The following is a 17404-nucleotide window of genomic DNA, read 5'->3' as shown; positions in this document are numbered from 1 at the left end:
TGTCGGTCCGCGTCATGGGTGCGCCATCTTTTCTGGCGCGCCTGCCGGATCGACTGGCGCGATTCACCGGTGCCCGATTCCGCGATGCGCTCCTAGGGTTGCGATTACGAGCAATCCTCCGGCCAGAGGCGCAGCAACACCGTCAAGACAACTCGCACGAAAGGGCAAAGAGATGATCAAGATCGGTGACATGCTTCTCGAAGAGCTCGACCGCGACCTCCCCAGCGAGATCGCCGACCCGGCCGCCGCCCTTCGGGGCCGCGCCGGACAGGTGCTCGAGGTGATGACGCCTCGGCGCACCTTCGCCGACGGCAGCCGCGGCTACCACGCGATCGCGCAGACCACGATCGAGGTCGTCGCCGGCAAGGACCCCAACGACACGACGATGCCGCGGGAGCGCTTCGAGTTCCCGGAGTCGCACTGCGTCATCCAGCTCCACGACCCGGTGCTCACGCTCAACGGCGCCCTCCGGCTGGACCTCGAGATCAAGTCCTACCGGGCCGAGGCGACCAGTCAGATCCTGTTCCCCGGGCAGAAGGTGGCTCTCGGCGTCGGGCGGTCGTTCGACGTCAACCTGCCGCCGTCGGTCGGCCGCCTGGAGATCCCGCTCGGGATCGACTTCGCCGCCGGTGAGACGGTGCGCAGCCACCAGATGATCTTCCTGGCCGTCGAGACGCCGATGGGTACGCTGCACAACCCGGACGCGGCGCACATGTTCGCGACGGTCAACAAGGTCCCGCCGATCGGCTTCTCCTACTTCCAGGAGGGCCTCGTCCCGATGGCGAACGCCGACAACGAGGTCGTCGCCATCAAGGTGTTCACCGAGACCGCCCTGCGCCGGGTGGTCACGGACTGACCCGTCGCCGGGCAGTTCGCTCGACGCCGCCGCACCCGCCCTCGGGTGTGGCGGCGCTCGCGGTCGGCTGCTGCGGGGGCAGGTCCGACCGCTCCGAACACTGTCGACAGTGTGGCCTGACCGAGGTGGTGACCCTCGACTTTGCCGCTCGGCGACAGACCGAAATGTATGAAACGCTGCTATCGTACGCCTTCGCCCACCGCCTTGCGCGGTGCAGCAACTGACGAGCAACCAACTGAAGGGACAGCCCAACGTGCCGAACCTGAAGAGTGTCACGGCGGTTCTGCCCGTCTCCGACCACGCCGCTGCCGTTGCCTGGTACAAGCAGTGGATCGGGCGCGGCCCCGACGTCGAGCCCCAGGAGGGCGTGGCGGAGTGGCAGATCGCGGAGAACGCCTGGATCCAGGTCTCGCTGGACCCGGAGACAACCGGCCGGACCAACATCGTCATCGGCGTGGACGACATCGACGCCCATGTCGCCAGCCTCGCGAGCGCGGGTGTGACCGCCGGTGAGATTCAGGACTTCGACTTCATCAAGCTGACCGAGATCGTCGACCCGGCCGGCAACAAGGTCAACTTCGTGTGGGAGAACCCGAAGTACGAGCCGCCGGCGGAGTAGGACCGCAGCACGACACCCGTCGACGGGTGTGGATGGCGGCCGGACGTCGAGTCCGGCCGTTCGACCAGGTCGGGGCACCTGGAATCGATCGCGTCAGGGATCGGTTCCGGGTGCCCCGCGTCGCCTTCGGGGACCCGATCCCACCACTTGTGACGGGTCCGTGGGGTGTGTTGATGTGTCACGGGGCTGACCGTTGCCCCCTTGGATGGCAGGAGCCGACATGGCAGCAGAAACGTACGGAGAGGGCTACGCCGAACTCTTCGACTTCGTCTACGGCGCCGAGGCGCCCGACCCGATGGTGGCGACCCTCGCCGACCTGGCCGAGGGCGGCCCCGTCCTCGAACTGGGCGTCGGCACCGGTCGGGTCGCCATCCCCCTCGCCGCTCGCGGGCTCAGCGTGACCGGGGTGGACAGCTCGGCGGCGATGCTGAAGACCCTGGCCGGCAAGCCCGGCGGCGACATGGTGCAGACCGCGCTCAGCGAACTGCCGCAGATCGCGGCGGACGGGCGCTACCGGCTCGTCACGTGCCTCGACAACACCTTCCTGCTCCTGACCACACAGGATGCCCAGACGGAGTGTGTGCGCAACGCCGCCGAACTCCTCACCGACGACGGCGTGCTGGTGTTCGAGACCTTCGCCCGAGCACCCGGCGACTTCGGGGTGATGCCCGCGCACATGGGCGAGAACGCCACCGTGCTCTGGGCCTACCAGGTCGACCCGTTGTCGCAGCAGTTCCACATCCGCGAGATCATCTACGGCAAGGACCTGATGCACGTCGTGCCCTTCGACGGTCGCGGGGTCAGCCCGGCCGAGCTCGACCTGATGGCACGGCTGGCCGGGCTGCGGCTGCGTGAGCGCTGGTGCGACTGGGAGCGCAGCCCGGTCGAGTCGGACAGCCCGCTCGTCATCTCGGTCTTCGAGCGCGCCGACCGCTGAGCCGACCCCGCACGAGCGGGTGGCGGCTCACAGCCGGGAGAGGACGGCGCTCAGCTCGTCGATCACACGGGCCTGGTCCGACGCCGCCAGCGTCGGATACATCGGCAATGAGAAGACCTCGTCGGCCAGCCGTTCGGTGACCGGCAGCGAGCCGACCCCCTGCCCCAGGTGCGCGAAGCCACTCATGGTGTGCACCGGCCACGGATAGCTGACGTTCAGCGTGATCCCGGCGTCCTTCATCTGTCGGATGATCTCGTCGCGGGCGGGGTGCCGCACGACGTACAGGTAGTAGACGTGCTCGTTGCCGGGCACCACGGTCGGTAGGCCGAGGTCCGTGTCGGCGAACGCCTCGGCGTAGGTGGCCGCGATCGCGCGCCGGGCCGAGACGTACTGCTCCAACCGCGCGAGCTTGCGGAGCAGGATCTCGGCCTGCACCTCGTCGAGGCGGGCGTTGAACCCGGGCGTCTCGACGACGTAGTAGCGCTCCGCCATGCCGTAGTACCGCAGCCTTCGCAGGGTCGCGTCCAGCTGGTCGTCGTCGACGACCACGGCGCCCCCGTCCCCGTAGGCACCGAGCACCTTGGTCGGATAGAACGAGAACGCCGCCGCGTCACCGAACGACCCGACGATCCGGCCGTCCTGACGGGCCCCGTGGGCCTGGGCGCAGTCCTCCAGGACGCTCAGCCCGAAGTCCTGGGCGACCTGGCGCACCGCCCGCATGTCGACCGCCTGCCCGTACAGGTGCACCGGGAGGATGCACCGCGTACGTTCGGTGACGGCGGCGGCCAGTTGTCCGACGTCCATCAGTTGCGTGTCGTGCCGTACGTCGACGAAGGTCGCAGTCGCACCGACGGCGTCGATCGCGACGACCGTGGGGGCGGCCGTGTTCGACACGGTGATCACCTCGTCGCCCGGCCCGACGCCGAGACCGCGCAGCGCCAGCACCAGCGCGTTCGTGCCGTTGTCGACGCCGACGCAGTGACTCCGCTGATGCTTCGCGGCGAACGCCGTCTCGAAGGACCGCACGCTCGCCCCGAGCACCAGTTGACCCGATCTGAACACCTTGTCGACAGCTTCGAGCAGCTCGTCGCGTTCCGCCTCGTACTCGGTGAGGTAGCTCCACACGTTGATGCTCATACCCGACAAGGCTAGTGCGGCGACCGGCCCAGGTGCGCGCTGACGGACACGCATCCGTAACGAATGTGCCCTGGTCGACGCTCTCCAGCGGTGAGGACAAGATTCGATCATGCCGTACGTCGGAACCGACGCGACGGCGTGGGAGAGGGGGTGCGGTGCGGGGCGAGTTGCAGCGCATCGTGGACGCGGTCGCCGCCCACGTCGGCCGTCCCGCACTGATCGAGGACCGGCGGCAACGCGTCGTCGTCTACAGCGAGCAGACCGGGCTGATGGACGAGGTCCGTCGGGCGTCGATCCTGCGGCGGCAGACCGCCCCGGAGGTCATCGCCTGGCTGCGCGGTCTCGGCATCGCCGACGCCCGCCTGGCGGTACGCACACCGGCCAGCCCGGAACTGGACCTGCTCCCCCGGCTCTGTGTGCCGGTGCGCCACCACGACCTGCTGCTCGGGTTCGTCTGGTTCATCGATCCCGACGGCACCATGACCGAGGTCGACCTGGCCGCCACCGGCCTGCTCAGGGAACTGTCGCTGGCGCTGTACCGGGAGAACCTGCTCGGTGAGCTGGCCGCGCAGAGTGAGACCGAGGCGGCCCGGACCCTGCTGGCCGACAGCCCCGGCAGCCGCGACCAGGCGGTGCGGGCGCTGCTGGAAGCCGGGATGATCCACGCCGACGGTCCCCGGACCGCCCTGGTCGCCCGGCTCGTCGCCCCCGAGGAGCGGCAGCCGGACGAGCGGGCCCGGATCGCGCTGGAACAGTCGCTGGTGGCCGCGCGACGCCGGGCCGGTACGCGGGAGGCGCTGCACCTGGTCCGGCACGACCACGGGGTGCTGCTGCTGCCCGCCGAACCCGCCGCCGGCCGGCCGACGCCGGAGGTGGCCGCCCGGCACCTCGACGACGACCTGCAGCAGGTGACCCGCAGTCTGGGTTCCGTGGAACGGACCGTGGTCGGGGTCGGCCGCACCAGGCCACGGTTGGCCGACGTCGTCGAGTCGTACGTGGAGGCGCTGCACGCCGCGCGGGTCGGCGCGCGACTGCCGGCGTTGGGCCGCGTCGTCGCCTGGTCCGGCCTGGGTGTCTTCCGGGTGCTGGCCCGGCTCGGCGAGCAACACCTCACGGTGGCCGACGTGCACCCGGGGCTGGCCCGGCTGGTGTCCACGCCGGGCCACCGCACGCTGCTGACCACTCTGGAGCGCTACCTGGACCGGGCCGGCAACGCCCACGCCACCGCCGCCGACCTGCGGCTGCACCGGACCACGCTCTACTACCGGTTGCAGCGGATCGAGGAGTTGGCCGGCACCGACCTCAAGGACGGCGGCGAGCGACTCTGCCTGCACCTGGCCCTGAAACTGGCCCGGTTGGCGGAGCGGCACAGCGGCGAGGAGTGACGGTCGACCGACCGGAGGTGACCTCGCCACGTGCCGTGGAGGTGGCCTCCGCTGCTCCGGTCAGCGCAACCGGCGGGCGGGGAACCGGGCCGGCGGGTCGGCGATCGCGTCCTGCGCGGCGACCAGTTGCAGTTCGCGGGTGCCCGCCGCCAGCGTCGCCTCCAGCACCGCGAAGATCGAGGCGGTGGTGCGTTCCAGCGCCGTCGCGGGCGACCCGGTGCTGCGCAGGTGCGCCAGGTACAGCGCGGCGGTGACGTCGCCACCGCCGTTCGGGCTGATCGGCAGCAGCGGCGTGGTCACCGCCCAGGCGCCCTCGTCGGAGACGGCCACCACCTCCAGGCTGTCGGGTGGCGCGTCACCGTGCAGCACGCTGGTGACCAGCACGTGTCGGGGGCCGGTGGCGCGTACCACGTCGACCGCCGCCAGCACCTCGTCGAGCGAGTCCGTCGACCGGCCGGCGAGGAACTCCAGCTCGAACTGGTTCGGGGTGACGATGTCGGCCCGGGGCACCACCACGTCGCGCAGGTACTCGGGAATGCCGGGCCGGACGAACATGCCCCGGCCGACGTCGCCCATCACCGGGTCGCAGCAGTAGACGGCCTCCGGGTTGGCGGTCTTGACCAGGGTCACCGCGTCGAGGATCACCGCGCCCATCGCCGGGTCGCCCTGGTAACCGGAGAGGATCGCGTCGGCGTCACCGAGCACCCCGCGATCGGCGATGCCGGCGATCACCTCGGCGACGTCGGCGGGCGCCAGCAACGGCCCCCGCCAGGCGCCGTACCCGGTGTGGTTGGAGAAGTGCACGGTCAGGACCGGCCAGACCTCGTGCCCGAGCCGTTGCAGCGGGAACACGGCGGCCGAGTTGCCGACGTGGCCGTAGGCGACCGAGGACTGGATCGACAGGATCTTCACCCGTCCATCATCGCGCCTGCCGCTCCCCCGACGCCGCAGGGGTCACCCTTCGGCCAGGTCACGGCCGCGTTCCGGATGGGGGGCCACCGTGCGGCGGCCCCCCATCCGGCCGGTCCTACTCGAACAGGGACAGGGTCAGCGTCGAGGTGTACTCGCCCGCGGCCACGTCCGCCGGGGTCCGCAGGAACAGGTCGGCGTCGACCGAGTACGCCCCACCGGCGACCGCACCCGAGTCGAACGTGGAGACCAGCAACTCCTGGTCGACCAGACCCACGTTGTTGCCCGGCTGCGTCGGCTCGTCCAACACCGTCACCACCTCTTCACCCTCGCTGACCAGACCGGTGTCGCCACCGTCGACCAGGCGCGGCTTCCAACCCAGGTGCCCGGCACCGATCGGCTCCTGACCCGCACCACCGGTGAAGTCGGTGGCACTACCGAGCACCGCCCACGCCGCACCCGAGGGCACCTCGTCGACCGTACGCGTATCGGTCACCGTCACCGTCGGCAGACCACCCACGAACTGACGCACCACCAACGTCGACCCGTCCTCGGTCAACGCCACCGAGTCACCCGCGATCGACATCGCCAACACACCCGGCTCCACCAACTCCTCGATCTCCACGGTGACCGTCACGTCACCGGTGTCACCCGGATCGGCCGAAGCGGGCACAGCCGCCATCACCGACCCGACCAGCAGGGCCCCGGCGGCACCCGCCGCCAACAGCCGCCTGCGATTGTCCGTTCTCATCTGCATCTCCGTGTCGTTCGCGGTCACTGGGCTTGGCGAGGGTCGGCGGCACAGTTGACCGCAGCGTGGTCGGCGGTGACGACGGTGGTGACGCTCTCACCGTCTACCGTGCCGGTGGCCCGGACCGTCGCGCTGCCGGACGGCACCGACGCGGCACGGGTGGTGAACTGCTGGAACGCGCTCGCACCCGGCGCCACAGCCGACACCGACCGCTGCCCGTACGCACTCTCCAACACCACGTCCACCGCAGCGTCGTGGTCGTTACGCGCCTGCACCGCCACGTACGCCTTCCCCGCCACACACCGCGTCTGCACGGTGACCGTCACCGGCACCTCGGGTGCGGCGTTCGGATCGGTCAGCCGCTTGCGGTTGTAGTTGTCGTCCTGACCGTCGGGCTGGTAGCCGCGCTCCACGTTGCCCGCCGCGTCCACCGAGAACCAGTGCACGGTGGTGCCGACCGGAACGGTCAGCGTCTCGCCGCCCTCCCGGATGCCCCCCGAGCCGTAGAGCGTGGACTCGAACGTGGGCCGGCTGCCGTCGAGGGTGTAGAACACCGCCGCCGGTTCGCTGGTGGAGAACGTGACGTCGACCGAGCCCTCGGTGGCACTGGTGGCCACCTCGACGGAGCTGGTCGGCGCCGACTCGTCGGTGTCCAGGTCACGGGCGACCCGCAGCATCTCGACCAGGCCGTTGGAGAACTCCATCGTCTCCTCGCGGGCCGAGGTCCAGGTCGGCTGGAAGGAGGTGCCGACCTCGAAGTTCCAGGCGTAGATGCCGTACTTGTACCAGAGCATGTCACCGGAGTTGCCGGCCGCCGAGTAGAGCACGTCGGCGATCGGGCCGGTGCGGGCCGGGGTGACCGCCAGGTTGCGGTGCCGCTTGATGGCGGTCAGGATCCGCGACGACGCGCCCCAGAACAGCGACTCCTCGGCCAGGGTCGGCCGCGGGGCGGAGACCCGGCCCGGGGTGGCGTACGAGCCGGGCGACCACATGAAGTAGTTGCCCGAGGAGTGCAGGTTCATCGAGAACTTGACGTTCGGTCGGGAGGCCAGCCAGTCGACGTTGCGGCTCTCCGGCTCGGACAGCTCGTCGGGCCCGGCGTACGTGCCGCTGGTGCAGCTCGTCGACGCGCCCGAGTAGCCGTCGAAGAGGCTGTACTCGGTGTAGTTGCGGTTGTTGTCCACACCCCAGGACGTCCGGCCGAGGAAGTCCCCGGAGGTCTCCGGCGTGCAGTGGTTGGTCATGTTCTTGCGCTGCGAGTTGAAGTCGTAGAACGAGTAGTGCCCGCCGTCCGGGTTGATCGACGGCGCGATCCAGATGTCGAGGTTGTCGACCAGCTCGCGGGTGTTCGCGTCGTGCGCGTAGTTGCGCAGCAGGCGCTCGGCGGTCTCGATGGTCACCAGCGGGGGCACCCACTCCCGCGCATGTTCCTGCGCGTAGGCGAGCACACCCATCTTGGAGCCGTCGCGGTGCTTGCCGATGCGGATGGCGTACACCGTGTGGGGGTCGCGGGAGACCGTCGCCGGCGCGGACAGGCCGTCGGAGAGCGCGGTCGGCGCGGCCGGCGCCACCACGCCCGTGCCCGCGTTGCCGCGATACGTGTACGCGCTGACCAGCGTGCCCGCCTGGGCGTTGAGCGCGGCGGCCACCTCGGCGGCGGTGCTGGTGACCGTGCCGGCGGCGTCCGTGGCGAGGCCGACGCGGACCTGGTTGCCGGTGACGGTCACCGTCAAAGACGCGCTCGCGGTGCCGGGGTTGGCCAGCTCTACGGTGATGTCGTTGCCGCCCTGGTGTCCCCAGGCAAGCGAGTCGACTCCGACGCGGCTGGCGTTGGCGGTGCCGAGCACGGCCTGTGCCTTGCGCCGGTAGCCGTTGGTCTTGTGCGGCAACTCGACGATCTCGGAGATCTCCGGGTACTGCGCGGACATCGCCTTGATCCGGTCGTAGAGCTCGGTGGGGGTCAGGTAGCTGGTGACGAAGTCCTTCTGGTAACCGGGCCCCTCCGGGTCGGTGTCCGGGATGGGCAACCACTCGTGCACCTTGGCGACCGCCACGTCACCGGTCGGGCTGGTGATCCGTACGTAGTCCGGGCGGCTGGTCACCTGCGCCGCACCCCGGTGGTAGAGATACACCCCGGCATCGACGAACCGGGTGATGTTCTGCGTGCCGCCGGAGCCGAACTCGGTGCCCGGCCCGCTGTCCCGCTCGACGGTCAACGCGGTGGCGGCGGTCTGTCCCTGTGCCCACTTCGCCTCCACCGACAGCACCTGGGTGTCGCCCGAGGTGTAGTAGTCGGCGCGAATGATCTTGACATCCGAGGCGGCGGACCGCGCGGCGACGGCAGCTCCGGAGAACTCCCGGTTGTCGGCCAGGTGGGCGGCGATGGTCGCCTCCCGCTCGGCGATCCGGTCCTGCGCGTCCTCTTCGGTGTGCAGCACCTTGCCGAAGGTGAAACCGGCTCGGGTCAGCGTGGCGACCTCGTTGCCGGTCACCACGGCGTGCACCACGATGCCGTCGGCGGTGTGGTGGACGTGGTGGTCGAGGTCGACGCCGGTGGCCACCAGCGCGTCCAGTTCGGTGGTGTCGGCCACCACCACCTCGATCACGCTGGTCTGCTCGTCGGCCAGTCGGCCGAGGTCGGCGGGGGTGTCGGCGCCCGGCGCGGCGGTCTGCGGCACCACGGCCGAGGCCGGACTGACCAGCAAGAGCACGGCCGTGCCGGCGGCCAACGCGGCGGAGAAGGGTATCCGGCGTCGCCACCGGGAACGGGTACGGAGTTCCGACATGAGGCTCGTGGCCCCTTCTCGGCGTGCGGTGGGGGTGTGGGGGTTCGCACCTCGTCCCGGCTGCCTCAGCTCCCGCGACAGCCACGGCCTGGTGCGTCCGACATGGACACCGCCCGCATCACCGATTACGCAGTGTCACACGTCGAGAGGTAGGAGTGATCAGGTTGCGGACCACTCTCACCTGACGAAGGTCATCTGTCAATCGTCCCGAAGCATGGACAGCCAGCGTGCGGCACCCGGGCTGAGCACGGACGCCGCGTCCGACCCAGCGTCGTGGCGGTGGTCGAACGCGGCGCCGTGCGCGGCTCGCGGGTTACGGAAGGCGGTAGCCGAGGCTGTACGAGACCAACGTGTCGCACGTCTCCGGGGTGTCGCTCGGTCCGCAGTGGTCGCGGGTCGCCACCACCGTGAAGCTGCCGGTCACCCCGGTGAGCTTGCCGTAGCCGGTGCCCGGCGTGATGTCGAACTGCATCGTGAAGGTGCCGTCGGCGCTCTGCTTGCCGTGGGACTTGAAGAGGAACCCGCCCTCCAGGCCGTCCAGGGTGCCCGCGAAGCCGCCGGCACTGTCGATGGTGCCGTAGCCCGCCGGTTCCAGGATCTGGAACTCGACGTCCTCGGTCTCACCCACGAGTCCGCCCAGGTACTGCATGCCGTACCGGACCTGCCACACCGAATGGCCGGCTGGTGTGCTCGCGGCCTGTTCGAAGGCGAAGTGGCGCGGATACATGTCACCGGTCACCACCTTGTACACACCGGGTGTGCCCGGCGAGACGGTGGGCAGCGGTCGGACGATGCGGTCGCTGGCCGCAGCACGCTCCGATGTCGACGGCGTGGCGTCCGACCGATCGGGTGTGGCGCCGGCTCCGGCAAAGCGCGACTGCAACGCGGGCGGCACCGCCGACATGCCCGAGTCGATCGTGGTGGCGGTCCTGGCGGTCGGGGTGGCAGCCTGCGGAACGATGGCGGCGGCGGGGCTGACCAGCAGCACTGCCGCGCCGGCTGCCAACACGGAGGAGACGGCGATCCGGCGTCGCCACGGGGAACGGGTACGGAACTCGGACATGAGGCTCGTGGCCCCTTCTCGGCGCGCGGAGGTGATGGGTGGGCGTCGCCCCGCGCCTCGGCTCGCCGGCGGCGGGCAGCACGGAGCGTCCGGAGTGGACGCCGCCCGCGTCACCGATTGCGCAGCGTCACACCTCGGATGTGGAGGGTTAACGATTGCGCACAACTTTCACGCAACAAGCAACCACTGTCAATAATCCCGTGGCGGGAATCTGCCACGCTCGCCTCAACCGCCGACCTGCGGGCAGGCGTTTGACCTGGGCACAGAGTGGAGAACAGGAACGGAGAGCTCGACAACGAGGGGGGACAACGCGTGTCCGAATACACCACCGACCGGCCAGATACAACCCACGAGCGCCCCGAAACCGTCACAGATCCGCTGCTGTGGCGACTCGCCCTACACGTCGCCGACGCGCACGCACCGGCCGAGGACGGCGACTGCGCGCACCTGCTCTGCGCCGGCCAGGAGTGGCCGTGTGCGCCGTGGCAGCAGGCCCAACGCGCACTCGTCCTGGCGCAGGGCGGCACGGGGCAGACGGCACCGGCGCGACAGAGCGGATGGACGACGCAGGCGGCACTGCCGAGCCGGGCTGCGGAGCGTGCGCGCCGCGATTCCGCCGCCGCCTGAGCAGCGGTTCGGCCCGTCCTCGCCAGCGATCCGCCGCACCACTGTCAAGGTAGCGTTGACACATGCTGGATCCGCTCGGTGACCTCGCCGGCATCCCGGCGGCCCGCGACCGGCTCGACGAGGCGGAGCTGGATCTCATCGACCGCGCCCGGCAGGCCGGCGCGGCCTGGCAGCAGATCGCCGAGGCGCTCGGACTCGGCAGCCGGCAGGCCGCCGAGCAGCGTCGCCAGCGACTGGTCGCCCGCCGCCGGGCGCGGCGAGCCGAGTCCGACCGGCACTGGCCGCACGAGGTAGCCGCGCTCCGCGCCCTGCTCGGCGGGTTGCAGCGCTGGATTGCGACCGATCGCCGCTGGGACGGCCGTTTCCCCGGGGCCGCACTGACCCGACACACCACGGCACTGGCGCTGGAGGCCGCACCCGGCGCGCTGTACGACCTCGCCGGGCACGTCGCCGCCGACCTGCACCGCGCCGGCCACCGGCTGCCGAGCCCGGTACGCACGATCGCCCGGCACCTCGACGCCGCGCTGTCAACACATCGTTGACGCAACTCCGCGATATTGCCTCTGGCCAACTCAAGGGTTGAGGCTGTGAGTCACTTCGACTCAACCCTGGAGCGGCATGTGCGGCGCAACGCGATCCTGTTCGTGACGATCTCTGTGCTCTCCGGGTGCGGCGGCAGCGCCATGGCCCTGGTCTCCGGCATCTGGATCCTCGACCTGACCCGGTCCAGCAGCCTCGCCGCCCTCGCCGGGCTCTGCGTGTACGCCCCCACCCTCGCCGGCCCCTGGTGCGGTGCCCTGGTCGACCGGCTGCCCCGACGGCCGCTCGTCATCGGGGTCAACCTGACCCTGGCCGCCGTCCTGCCGACCCTGCTGGCCGTCCGCGGACCCGGTCAGGTGTGGCTCCTGTTCTGCGTCTCCACGGTGTACGGCGTCGCGTACGTGCTGGTCGACGCCAGCGAGAGCGCCCTGCTCCCCGCCGCGCTGTCACCGGACGAACTCGGCCACGTCAACGGTTGGCGGTCCAGCGCCCAGGAGGGTGTCAAACTCGTCGCTCCGCTGGCCGGCGCCGGACTGTACGCGTGGCAGGGCGGTCACCTCGTCGCGTTGCTCGCCGCCGCGCTGCCCGCCCTGGCCGCCGCCCTGTACGCACTGCTCCGACTGCGGCACCCGGCACGGACCGTCGCGTCCCGGCCCACCGGTGTCCGTGCGGGCCTCGCCGTCGTGTGGGCGTCACCGCTGACGCGGCTGCCGGTGATCCTCGCGGGCGTGGCGATCGCCGCGTCCGGGTTCACCACCGCCGCCGGGTACGCCGTCGTCACCGACGAGTTGGGCCTGCCCGCGACGTTCCTCGGGGTGCTGCTCAGCGCGCAGGGCCTCGGCTCGGTCGCCGGCGGGTTGGTCGCCGGTCGGCTTATCGCCCGGTTCGGACCGACCACCGTGGCCGCCCTCGGCACGGCAGTGTTCGCGGTGAGTTGCCTGGGCCGGTGCCTGCCCTGGTGGCCGGCGGTGGTCGCCGCCTCGGTGGTGGCCGGTGCCGGCCTGCCGTGGGCTGTCGTCGCCGCCGTCACCGCCGTGCAGACGCACAGCCCCGACGAGCTGCTGGGCCGAGCCGCCGCGACCGCCAACACGATCATGTTCGGACCGATCGCGGCGGCGATCCCGCTCGGCTCCGCCGCCGTCCTGCTGGGCGGTCGGCCACCGCTCGTTCTCGCCGCCACCGTCTGCCTCGTCGCCGCCGCCGGGGTGTGGCACCGGCGCCACCTCACTGTGGCGCGGCCTCCGGCTCCTCGTCGGGGCAGCAGACGGTCAGTGCGGCGGGTACGGCCCTGACCTTGAGACGCTTCGTCCGCGACCGGGCGCCACCGTCCATCTCGTACGTCTTCGGCTCGGCGAAGCGGACCCTGACCTTGCGACCCCGGGTGATCCGGACGAACTTCGAGTCCTCGGACCGGCCGGTGGCCATCTTGCCGAGCGTGCGCGCCCAGTCCACGGCACCACCGGCGGTGGAGACACCGATCTCCAGCGAGCCGCTGTCGGGGCGGGCGTCGTCGAAGGCGGGTATGCCACCGGTGATGGTGCCGACGTTGCCGAACAGCACGCAGCTCGCGTCCCCCTCGAACCACAGGTCCCCGTCGACGGTGATCCGGGTCCGGGTCAGTTCCCCACGGACGTGACGCAGGCCCGTCCACACGTACGCGAGCCGGCCGAGGCGACCCTTCATGTCCCGGTCCGCCTCCCGGATCAGGTCACCGTCGAACCCGGCGCCGGCCATCACCGCGAAGTGTTCCCCGTTGAGCCGTCCCAGGTCGAGGCGGCAGCGTCGACCGTGCAGGCCGATCCGTACCGCCTCCGGCAGGTCCTCCGGGATGCCGAGATTGCCGGCGAAGAGATTGGCGGTGCCGGCCGGCAGGATGGCCATCGGGGTCTGCGTGCCGGCGAGGGAATCGGCGCAGCGCTGCACCATACCGTCGCCGCCCCAGACGAAGACCAGCTCGGCACCCTGGTCGAGGGCCTTGCGGACCTTCTTCGGGGCCTTACGGCTCTTGGGCACCTCGTACCAGAGCAGGTCCCGCACTCCCGCGCCGACCAGCGCGGCGCGCAACTCGTCGAGGCCGCCGCCCAGCGTCTTCTTCCGATGCGCCACCACCGCCACCGTGCCGACCGCCAGGTCGGGCGCCGGCGGCCGGTCCGGGTCCACCACCACACTCGCGCTCATGGCCGGCGCAATACCCCGCCGCCCGAGAATCCACGCCTGGCCCGACTCTCCGCCGTCGTGTCCCGTCCCGGCGCCGGACCGCCGCACGTGGTGCACGGACTTGCGTCTCAAGCCGCTTGAGATCGCATAGTGGGTGTCGTGGACCTGAACGAGCTTTACGCTATCGGGGATGTCGCCCGACGTACCGGCCTGAGTGTCAGCGCCGTCCGCTACTACGCGGACGCCGGTGTCGTCACGCCGTCCGCCAGCACTCCCGCCGGCCACCGCCTGTACGACGTGTCGGCGATCGCCCGGCTGGAACTGGTCCGCACACTGCGGGAACTCGGCGCCGGCCTGGACGAGATCCGGCGCGTGCTTGTCGGCGAGGCGACGCTGCGCGAGGTGGCCGCCACCCACCTGGCCCTGCTGGCACGGCAGGAGGCACGGCTGCGGAGCCGTCGCGCGGTGCTGTCGACCATCCTGCGGCAGGACTCCACGGCCGAGCAGGTCACGTTGATGCACAAACTCGCCGGCATGTCGGACGAGGAGCGCGACCGGCTGATCGACGAGTTCTGGACCGAGGTCTCCACCGGCTGGGAGCCGCCGGAGCGGATGGTCGCGTGGTGGCGCGCGGCCCGGCCGGAGCTGCCCGAGCAGCCCACCGCGGCCCAGTTGGAGGCATGGATCGCGCTGGCCGAGATGGTCCGCGACCCGGAGGTGCGGCAGGCCGTACGTCGTGAGCTGCACGAGGCGTGCACCACCGGGGCCGGGCCGCTGATGGCCTCGTCGCCGATGTTGGACAGCCTGGAGGCGGCCACGCCGATCGGCCAGGCGGCGATCGACGCGGCGCGGGACGGGGTGCCGCCGGACTCACCGCAGGGCAGGGAGATCGCCGACCGGTGGATGGGGTGGCTGACCGGCATCTTCGCGACACCGGACAGCCCGGGGATGCCGGACACGCCCGAGTTCCGCCTCCAGACGGCCGACCACATGCTGGCCGGCGCGGAATGGGACCGCACGCCGCCGGACCCGGAGGGACCGCTCGACCGGTACATGGCGCTGGTCAATGCCGTGAACGACGTACCGCCGGAGCAGTTCCCGTACGAGTGGCTGGCCGAGGCGCTGCGCGCGTCCGTCCCGCCGGCTCGCTGAGCCACCCGCCACGATCTCGCTCGCGACCGCACGCGGCGCGACACCGCACGGACCGGGACCTGACGGACGGGAACGCGGGCACGCGCCCGGAGTGGCGCGGCCCGCGTTCCGTGTCCGACCTACAGCGTGCGGGCGAGGCGGTCGGCGAGGATCCGGGCGAACCGGGACGGGTCCGCCAGGTCGCCGCCCTCGGCGAGCAGGGCGGTGCCGTACAGCAGCTCGGCGGTCTCGGCCAGGGACGCCTCGGCGTCGCCCTGCTCGTGAGCCTTGCGCAGGCCGGAGACGAGCGGGTGGCCCGGGTTCAGTTCCAGGATGCGCTTGACCTTCGGCACCTCGTGGCCCATCGCCCGGTACATCTTCTCCAGCGTCGGCGTGAGGTCCTGGGCGTCGCCGACCACGCAGGCCGGTGAGGTGGTCAGCCGCGAGGAGAGACGGACCTCCTTCACCGACTCGGTCAGCACCCCGCCCATCCAGTCGAGCAGTGCGGCGTACTCGGTGCGCTGCCGCTCCCGCTCGGCCTCGGCCTCGGTGCGCTCCTCCTCGGTGTCCAGGTCGACCTGGCCCTTGGCGACCGAACGCAGCGTCCTACCGTCGTAGCTGCCGACCCTCTCCACCCAGACCTCGTCGACCGGGTCGGTGAGCAGCAGGACCTCGTAGCCCTTGGCCCGGAACGCCTCCATGTGCGGGGAGTTCTCGATGGTGGCCCGGTGCTCGCCGGTGGCGTAGTAGATGTCGGTCTGGCCGTCCTTCATCCGGCTCACGTAGCCGGCCAGGTCGGTCTGCTCCTCCGGGTCGTTGGTGGACGCGACCGAGAGGATCTCCAGCAGGGTGTCCCGGTTGTCGGTGTCGTCGACCAGTCCCTCCTTGACCGCGGCGCCGAACTCCGTCCAGAAGGTGCGGTACCGCTCGGGCTGCCCGGTCTTGAGGTCCTTGACGGTGGAGAGCACCTTCTTGACCAGGCGACGGCGCACCGCGCGGATCTGGCGGTCCTGCTGGAGGATCTCCCGGGAGATGTTCAGGCTCAGGTCGTGCGCGTCCACCACGCCCTTGACGAAGCGCAGGTAGTTGGGCATGAGCGCGTCGCAGTCGTCCATGATGAAGACGCGCTTGACATAGAGCTGGACGCCCCGACGGCCCTGCGCGGCGAAGAGGTCCAGCGGCGCGTGCGACGGGATGAACAGCAGCGCGTCGTACTCGAAGGTGCCCTCGCCCCGCATGTGGATGGTCTCGAGGGGATCCGCCCAGTCGTGGCCGACGTGCTTGTAGAACTCGTGGTACTCGGCCGGCTCGACCTCGTTACGCGGGCGGGCCCACAGCGCCTTCATCGAGTTGAGCGTGACGGTCTCGGTGGTGGCGGGGGCGTCGTCCGCCCCGGGCCGCTCGACGGTCGTCCGGATCGGGTGGGCGATGAAGTCGGAGTATCGCTTGACGATCTCGCGGATGGTCCACTCGGCGGTGTAGTCGTGCAGGCTGTCCTCGGTGTCGACGGGCTTGAGGTGCAGCGTCACCGCGGTGCCCTGGGGCGCGTCGTCGAGCGCCGCGACGGTGTACGTGCCACCGCCGTCGGACTCCCACCGGGTGCCGCCGCTCTCGCCGGCCCGCCGGGTGACCAGCTCGACCTTCTCGGCGACCATGAAGGCGGCGTAGAAGCCGACGCCGAACTGGCCGATCAGGTCCTGCGACGCCCCGGCGTCCTTGCTCTCCCGCATCTGGCGCAGCAGCTCGGCGGTGCCGGACTTGGCGATCGTCCCGATGACGGAGACGACCTCGTCGCGGGTCATGCCGATGCCGTTGTCGCGGACGGTGAGGGTGCGGGCGTCCCGATCGACGTCGAGGGCGATGTGCAGGTCACTGGTGTCGACGTCGAGGTCCTTGTCGACCATCGACGCCAGGCGCAGTTTGTCCAGCGCGTCCGAGGCGTTGGAGATCAACTCGCGCAGGAACACGTCCTTGTTCGAGTAGATCGAGTGGACCATCAACTGGAGCAGTTGACGCGCCTCGGCCTGAAACTCCAAGGTCTCGGTCCGGTCGTTCACGCCGTGTCCTCTCTCGGTCGTACGCATGACGGGTCGCACAAAGGATACGAGCCGTCATGACGTACGTGCGTCCGGTGGTCACCCGAACCGCCGAACGCCGTCGGCCCGCCCCGGGAACACCCCGGGACGGGCCGGGACGGGCCGACGAGCGGAGGATGATCAGCGTCGGCGGCTGTACACCCCGGCCACGATCGACACGCCGACCGCGGCGAAGGCCACCTGGATGAACAGCTCGATCCAGTCGATGCCGGCGGTGTCGTCCACGCCCAGCAGTCCGGCCACCAGCGTGCCGAGGATCGCGGCCACGATACCGATCAGAATCGTCAACAGGATGGGGATCCGCTGCCGGCCCGGCACCACGAGCCGGCCGAGCGCGCCGATGACGAGACCGATGATGATGGCCATGAAGAAGCCGGTGATTTCCACGAGAGCCGTCCCTTCGCGCTTTT

16 protein-coding genes are annotated in these 17404 nt (G+C 70.7%); 8 read left to right on the top strand and 8 right to left on the bottom strand.

Going from position 1 to position 17404, the window contains the following annotated elements:
- Nucleotides 1-190: 190 nt before the first annotated feature.
- The 3 genes from ABZ738_RS09810 (at nucleotide 191) to ABZ738_RS09800 (ending at nucleotide 2412) form a co-directional block, all read left to right on the top strand.
- A complete protein-coding gene (locus ABZ738_RS09810) occupies nucleotides 191-856 on the top strand; it encodes a hypothetical protein (protein WP_131051992.1) in 666 nt (221 codons plus the stop codon).
- Between the two features lie 211 nt (nucleotides 857-1067).
- Nucleotides 1068-1475, top strand: a complete 408-nt coding sequence (locus tag ABZ738_RS09805) for a hypothetical protein (protein ID WP_201272308.1) — start codon at nucleotides 1068-1070, stop codon at nucleotides 1473-1475.
- 220 nt (nucleotides 1476-1695) lie between these two features.
- Nucleotides 1696-2412, top strand: a complete 717-nt coding sequence (locus ABZ738_RS09800; RefSeq protein WP_176094228.1) for a class I SAM-dependent methyltransferase — start codon at nucleotides 1696-1698, stop codon at nucleotides 2410-2412.
- A gap of 27 nt (nucleotides 2413-2439) precedes the next feature.
- Here ABZ738_RS09800 and ABZ738_RS09795 read toward each other — a convergent pair whose 3' ends face one another.
- Nucleotides 2440-3549 carry a DegT/DnrJ/EryC1/StrS family aminotransferase gene (locus ABZ738_RS09795; protein ID WP_131051994.1) on the bottom strand — a complete coding sequence of 370 codons (1110 nt, stop codon included), beginning with the start codon at nucleotides 3547-3549 and terminating at the stop codon, nucleotides 2440-2442.
- A gap of 155 nt (nucleotides 3550-3704) precedes the next feature.
- On the opposite strand from ABZ738_RS09795, the gene ABZ738_RS09790 reads away from it, so the two are divergent.
- Complete coding sequence (locus ABZ738_RS09790) at nucleotides 3705-4934, top strand: helix-turn-helix domain-containing protein (protein ID WP_131051995.1); 1230 nt, start codon at nucleotides 3705-3707, stop codon at nucleotides 4932-4934.
- A 60-nt stretch (nucleotides 4935-4994) separates the two neighbouring features.
- Here ABZ738_RS09790 and pdxY read toward each other — a convergent pair whose 3' ends face one another.
- The 4 genes from pdxY to ABZ738_RS09770 form a co-directional block, all read right to left on the bottom strand.
- On the bottom strand, nucleotides 4995-5846 hold the full coding sequence (pdxY, locus tag ABZ738_RS09785; protein WP_176094231.1) for a pyridoxal kinase PdxY: 852 nt from the start codon (nucleotides 5844-5846) through the stop codon (nucleotides 4995-4997).
- A gap of 115 nt (nucleotides 5847-5961) precedes the next feature.
- Entirely contained in the window at nucleotides 5962-6594 is a 633-nt protein-coding gene (locus ABZ738_RS09780) for a hypothetical protein (protein WP_357212195.1), read from the bottom strand.
- A 23-nt stretch (nucleotides 6595-6617) separates the two neighbouring features.
- Nucleotides 6618-9380: a M14 family metallopeptidase gene (locus ABZ738_RS09775; protein ID WP_357212193.1), complete on the bottom strand. Its 2763-nt coding sequence runs from the start codon at nucleotides 9378-9380 to the stop codon at nucleotides 6618-6620.
- A gap of 313 nt (nucleotides 9381-9693) precedes the next feature.
- Nucleotides 9694-10443: a DUF3224 domain-containing protein gene (locus ABZ738_RS09770; RefSeq protein WP_357212191.1), complete on the bottom strand. Its 750-nt coding sequence runs from the start codon at nucleotides 10441-10443 to the stop codon at nucleotides 9694-9696.
- Between the two features lie 312 nt (nucleotides 10444-10755).
- Between ABZ738_RS09770 and ABZ738_RS09765 the strand changes: the two genes are divergently transcribed.
- The 3 genes from ABZ738_RS09765 (at nucleotide 10756) to ABZ738_RS09755 (ending at nucleotide 12902) form a co-directional block, all read left to right on the top strand.
- On the top strand, nucleotides 10756-11070 hold the full coding sequence (locus ABZ738_RS09765) for a hypothetical protein (RefSeq protein WP_176094235.1): 315 nt from the start codon (nucleotides 10756-10758) through the stop codon (nucleotides 11068-11070).
- Nucleotides 11071-11132: 62 nt separating this feature from the next.
- Nucleotides 11133-11612, top strand: a complete 480-nt coding sequence (locus tag ABZ738_RS09760) for a hypothetical protein (RefSeq protein WP_131053479.1) — start codon at nucleotides 11133-11135, stop codon at nucleotides 11610-11612.
- A gap of 78 nt (nucleotides 11613-11690) precedes the next feature.
- A complete protein-coding gene (locus ABZ738_RS09755) occupies nucleotides 11691-12902 on the top strand; it encodes an MFS transporter (protein WP_131053484.1) in 1212 nt (403 codons plus the stop codon).
- Here the strand turns inward: ABZ738_RS09755 and ABZ738_RS09750 are convergent.
- Nucleotides 12835-13788 carry a diacylglycerol kinase family protein gene (locus ABZ738_RS09750; RefSeq protein ID WP_131053478.1) on the bottom strand — a complete coding sequence of 318 codons (954 nt, stop codon included), beginning with the start codon at nucleotides 13786-13788 and terminating at the stop codon, nucleotides 12835-12837. The genes ABZ738_RS09755 and ABZ738_RS09750 overlap by 68 nt on opposite strands.
- A 138-nt stretch (nucleotides 13789-13926) precedes the next feature.
- Between ABZ738_RS09750 and ABZ738_RS09745 the strand changes: the two genes are divergently transcribed.
- Entirely contained in the window at nucleotides 13927-14919 is a 993-nt protein-coding gene (locus tag ABZ738_RS09745; protein WP_357212188.1) for a MerR family transcriptional regulator, read from the top strand.
- Nucleotides 14920-15038: 119 nt separating this feature from the next.
- Here ABZ738_RS09745 and htpG read toward each other — a convergent pair whose 3' ends face one another.
- Both htpG and ABZ738_RS09735 read right to left on the bottom strand, forming a co-directional pair.
- Nucleotides 15039-16982 (bottom strand): molecular chaperone HtpG, encoded by a 1944-nt coding sequence (gene htpG, locus ABZ738_RS09740; protein ID WP_357212186.1) that lies wholly within the window; start codon nucleotides 16980-16982, stop codon nucleotides 15039-15041.
- 132 nt (nucleotides 16983-17114) lie between these two features.
- On the bottom strand, nucleotides 17115-17381 hold the full coding sequence (locus ABZ738_RS09735) for a GlsB/YeaQ/YmgE family stress response membrane protein (protein ID WP_131053483.1): 267 nt from the start codon (nucleotides 17379-17381) through the stop codon (nucleotides 17115-17117).
- Nucleotides 17382-17404: the final 23 nt, after the last annotated feature.

Source organism: Micromonospora sp. NPDC047793 (genome assembly GCF_040642635.1).
Classification (GTDB): domain Bacteria; phylum Actinomycetota; class Actinomycetes; order Mycobacteriales; family Micromonosporaceae; genus Micromonospora.
The sequence above is the reverse complement of the archived record's forward strand: the minus strand, read 5'-3'. Positions and strand labels throughout refer to the sequence as shown.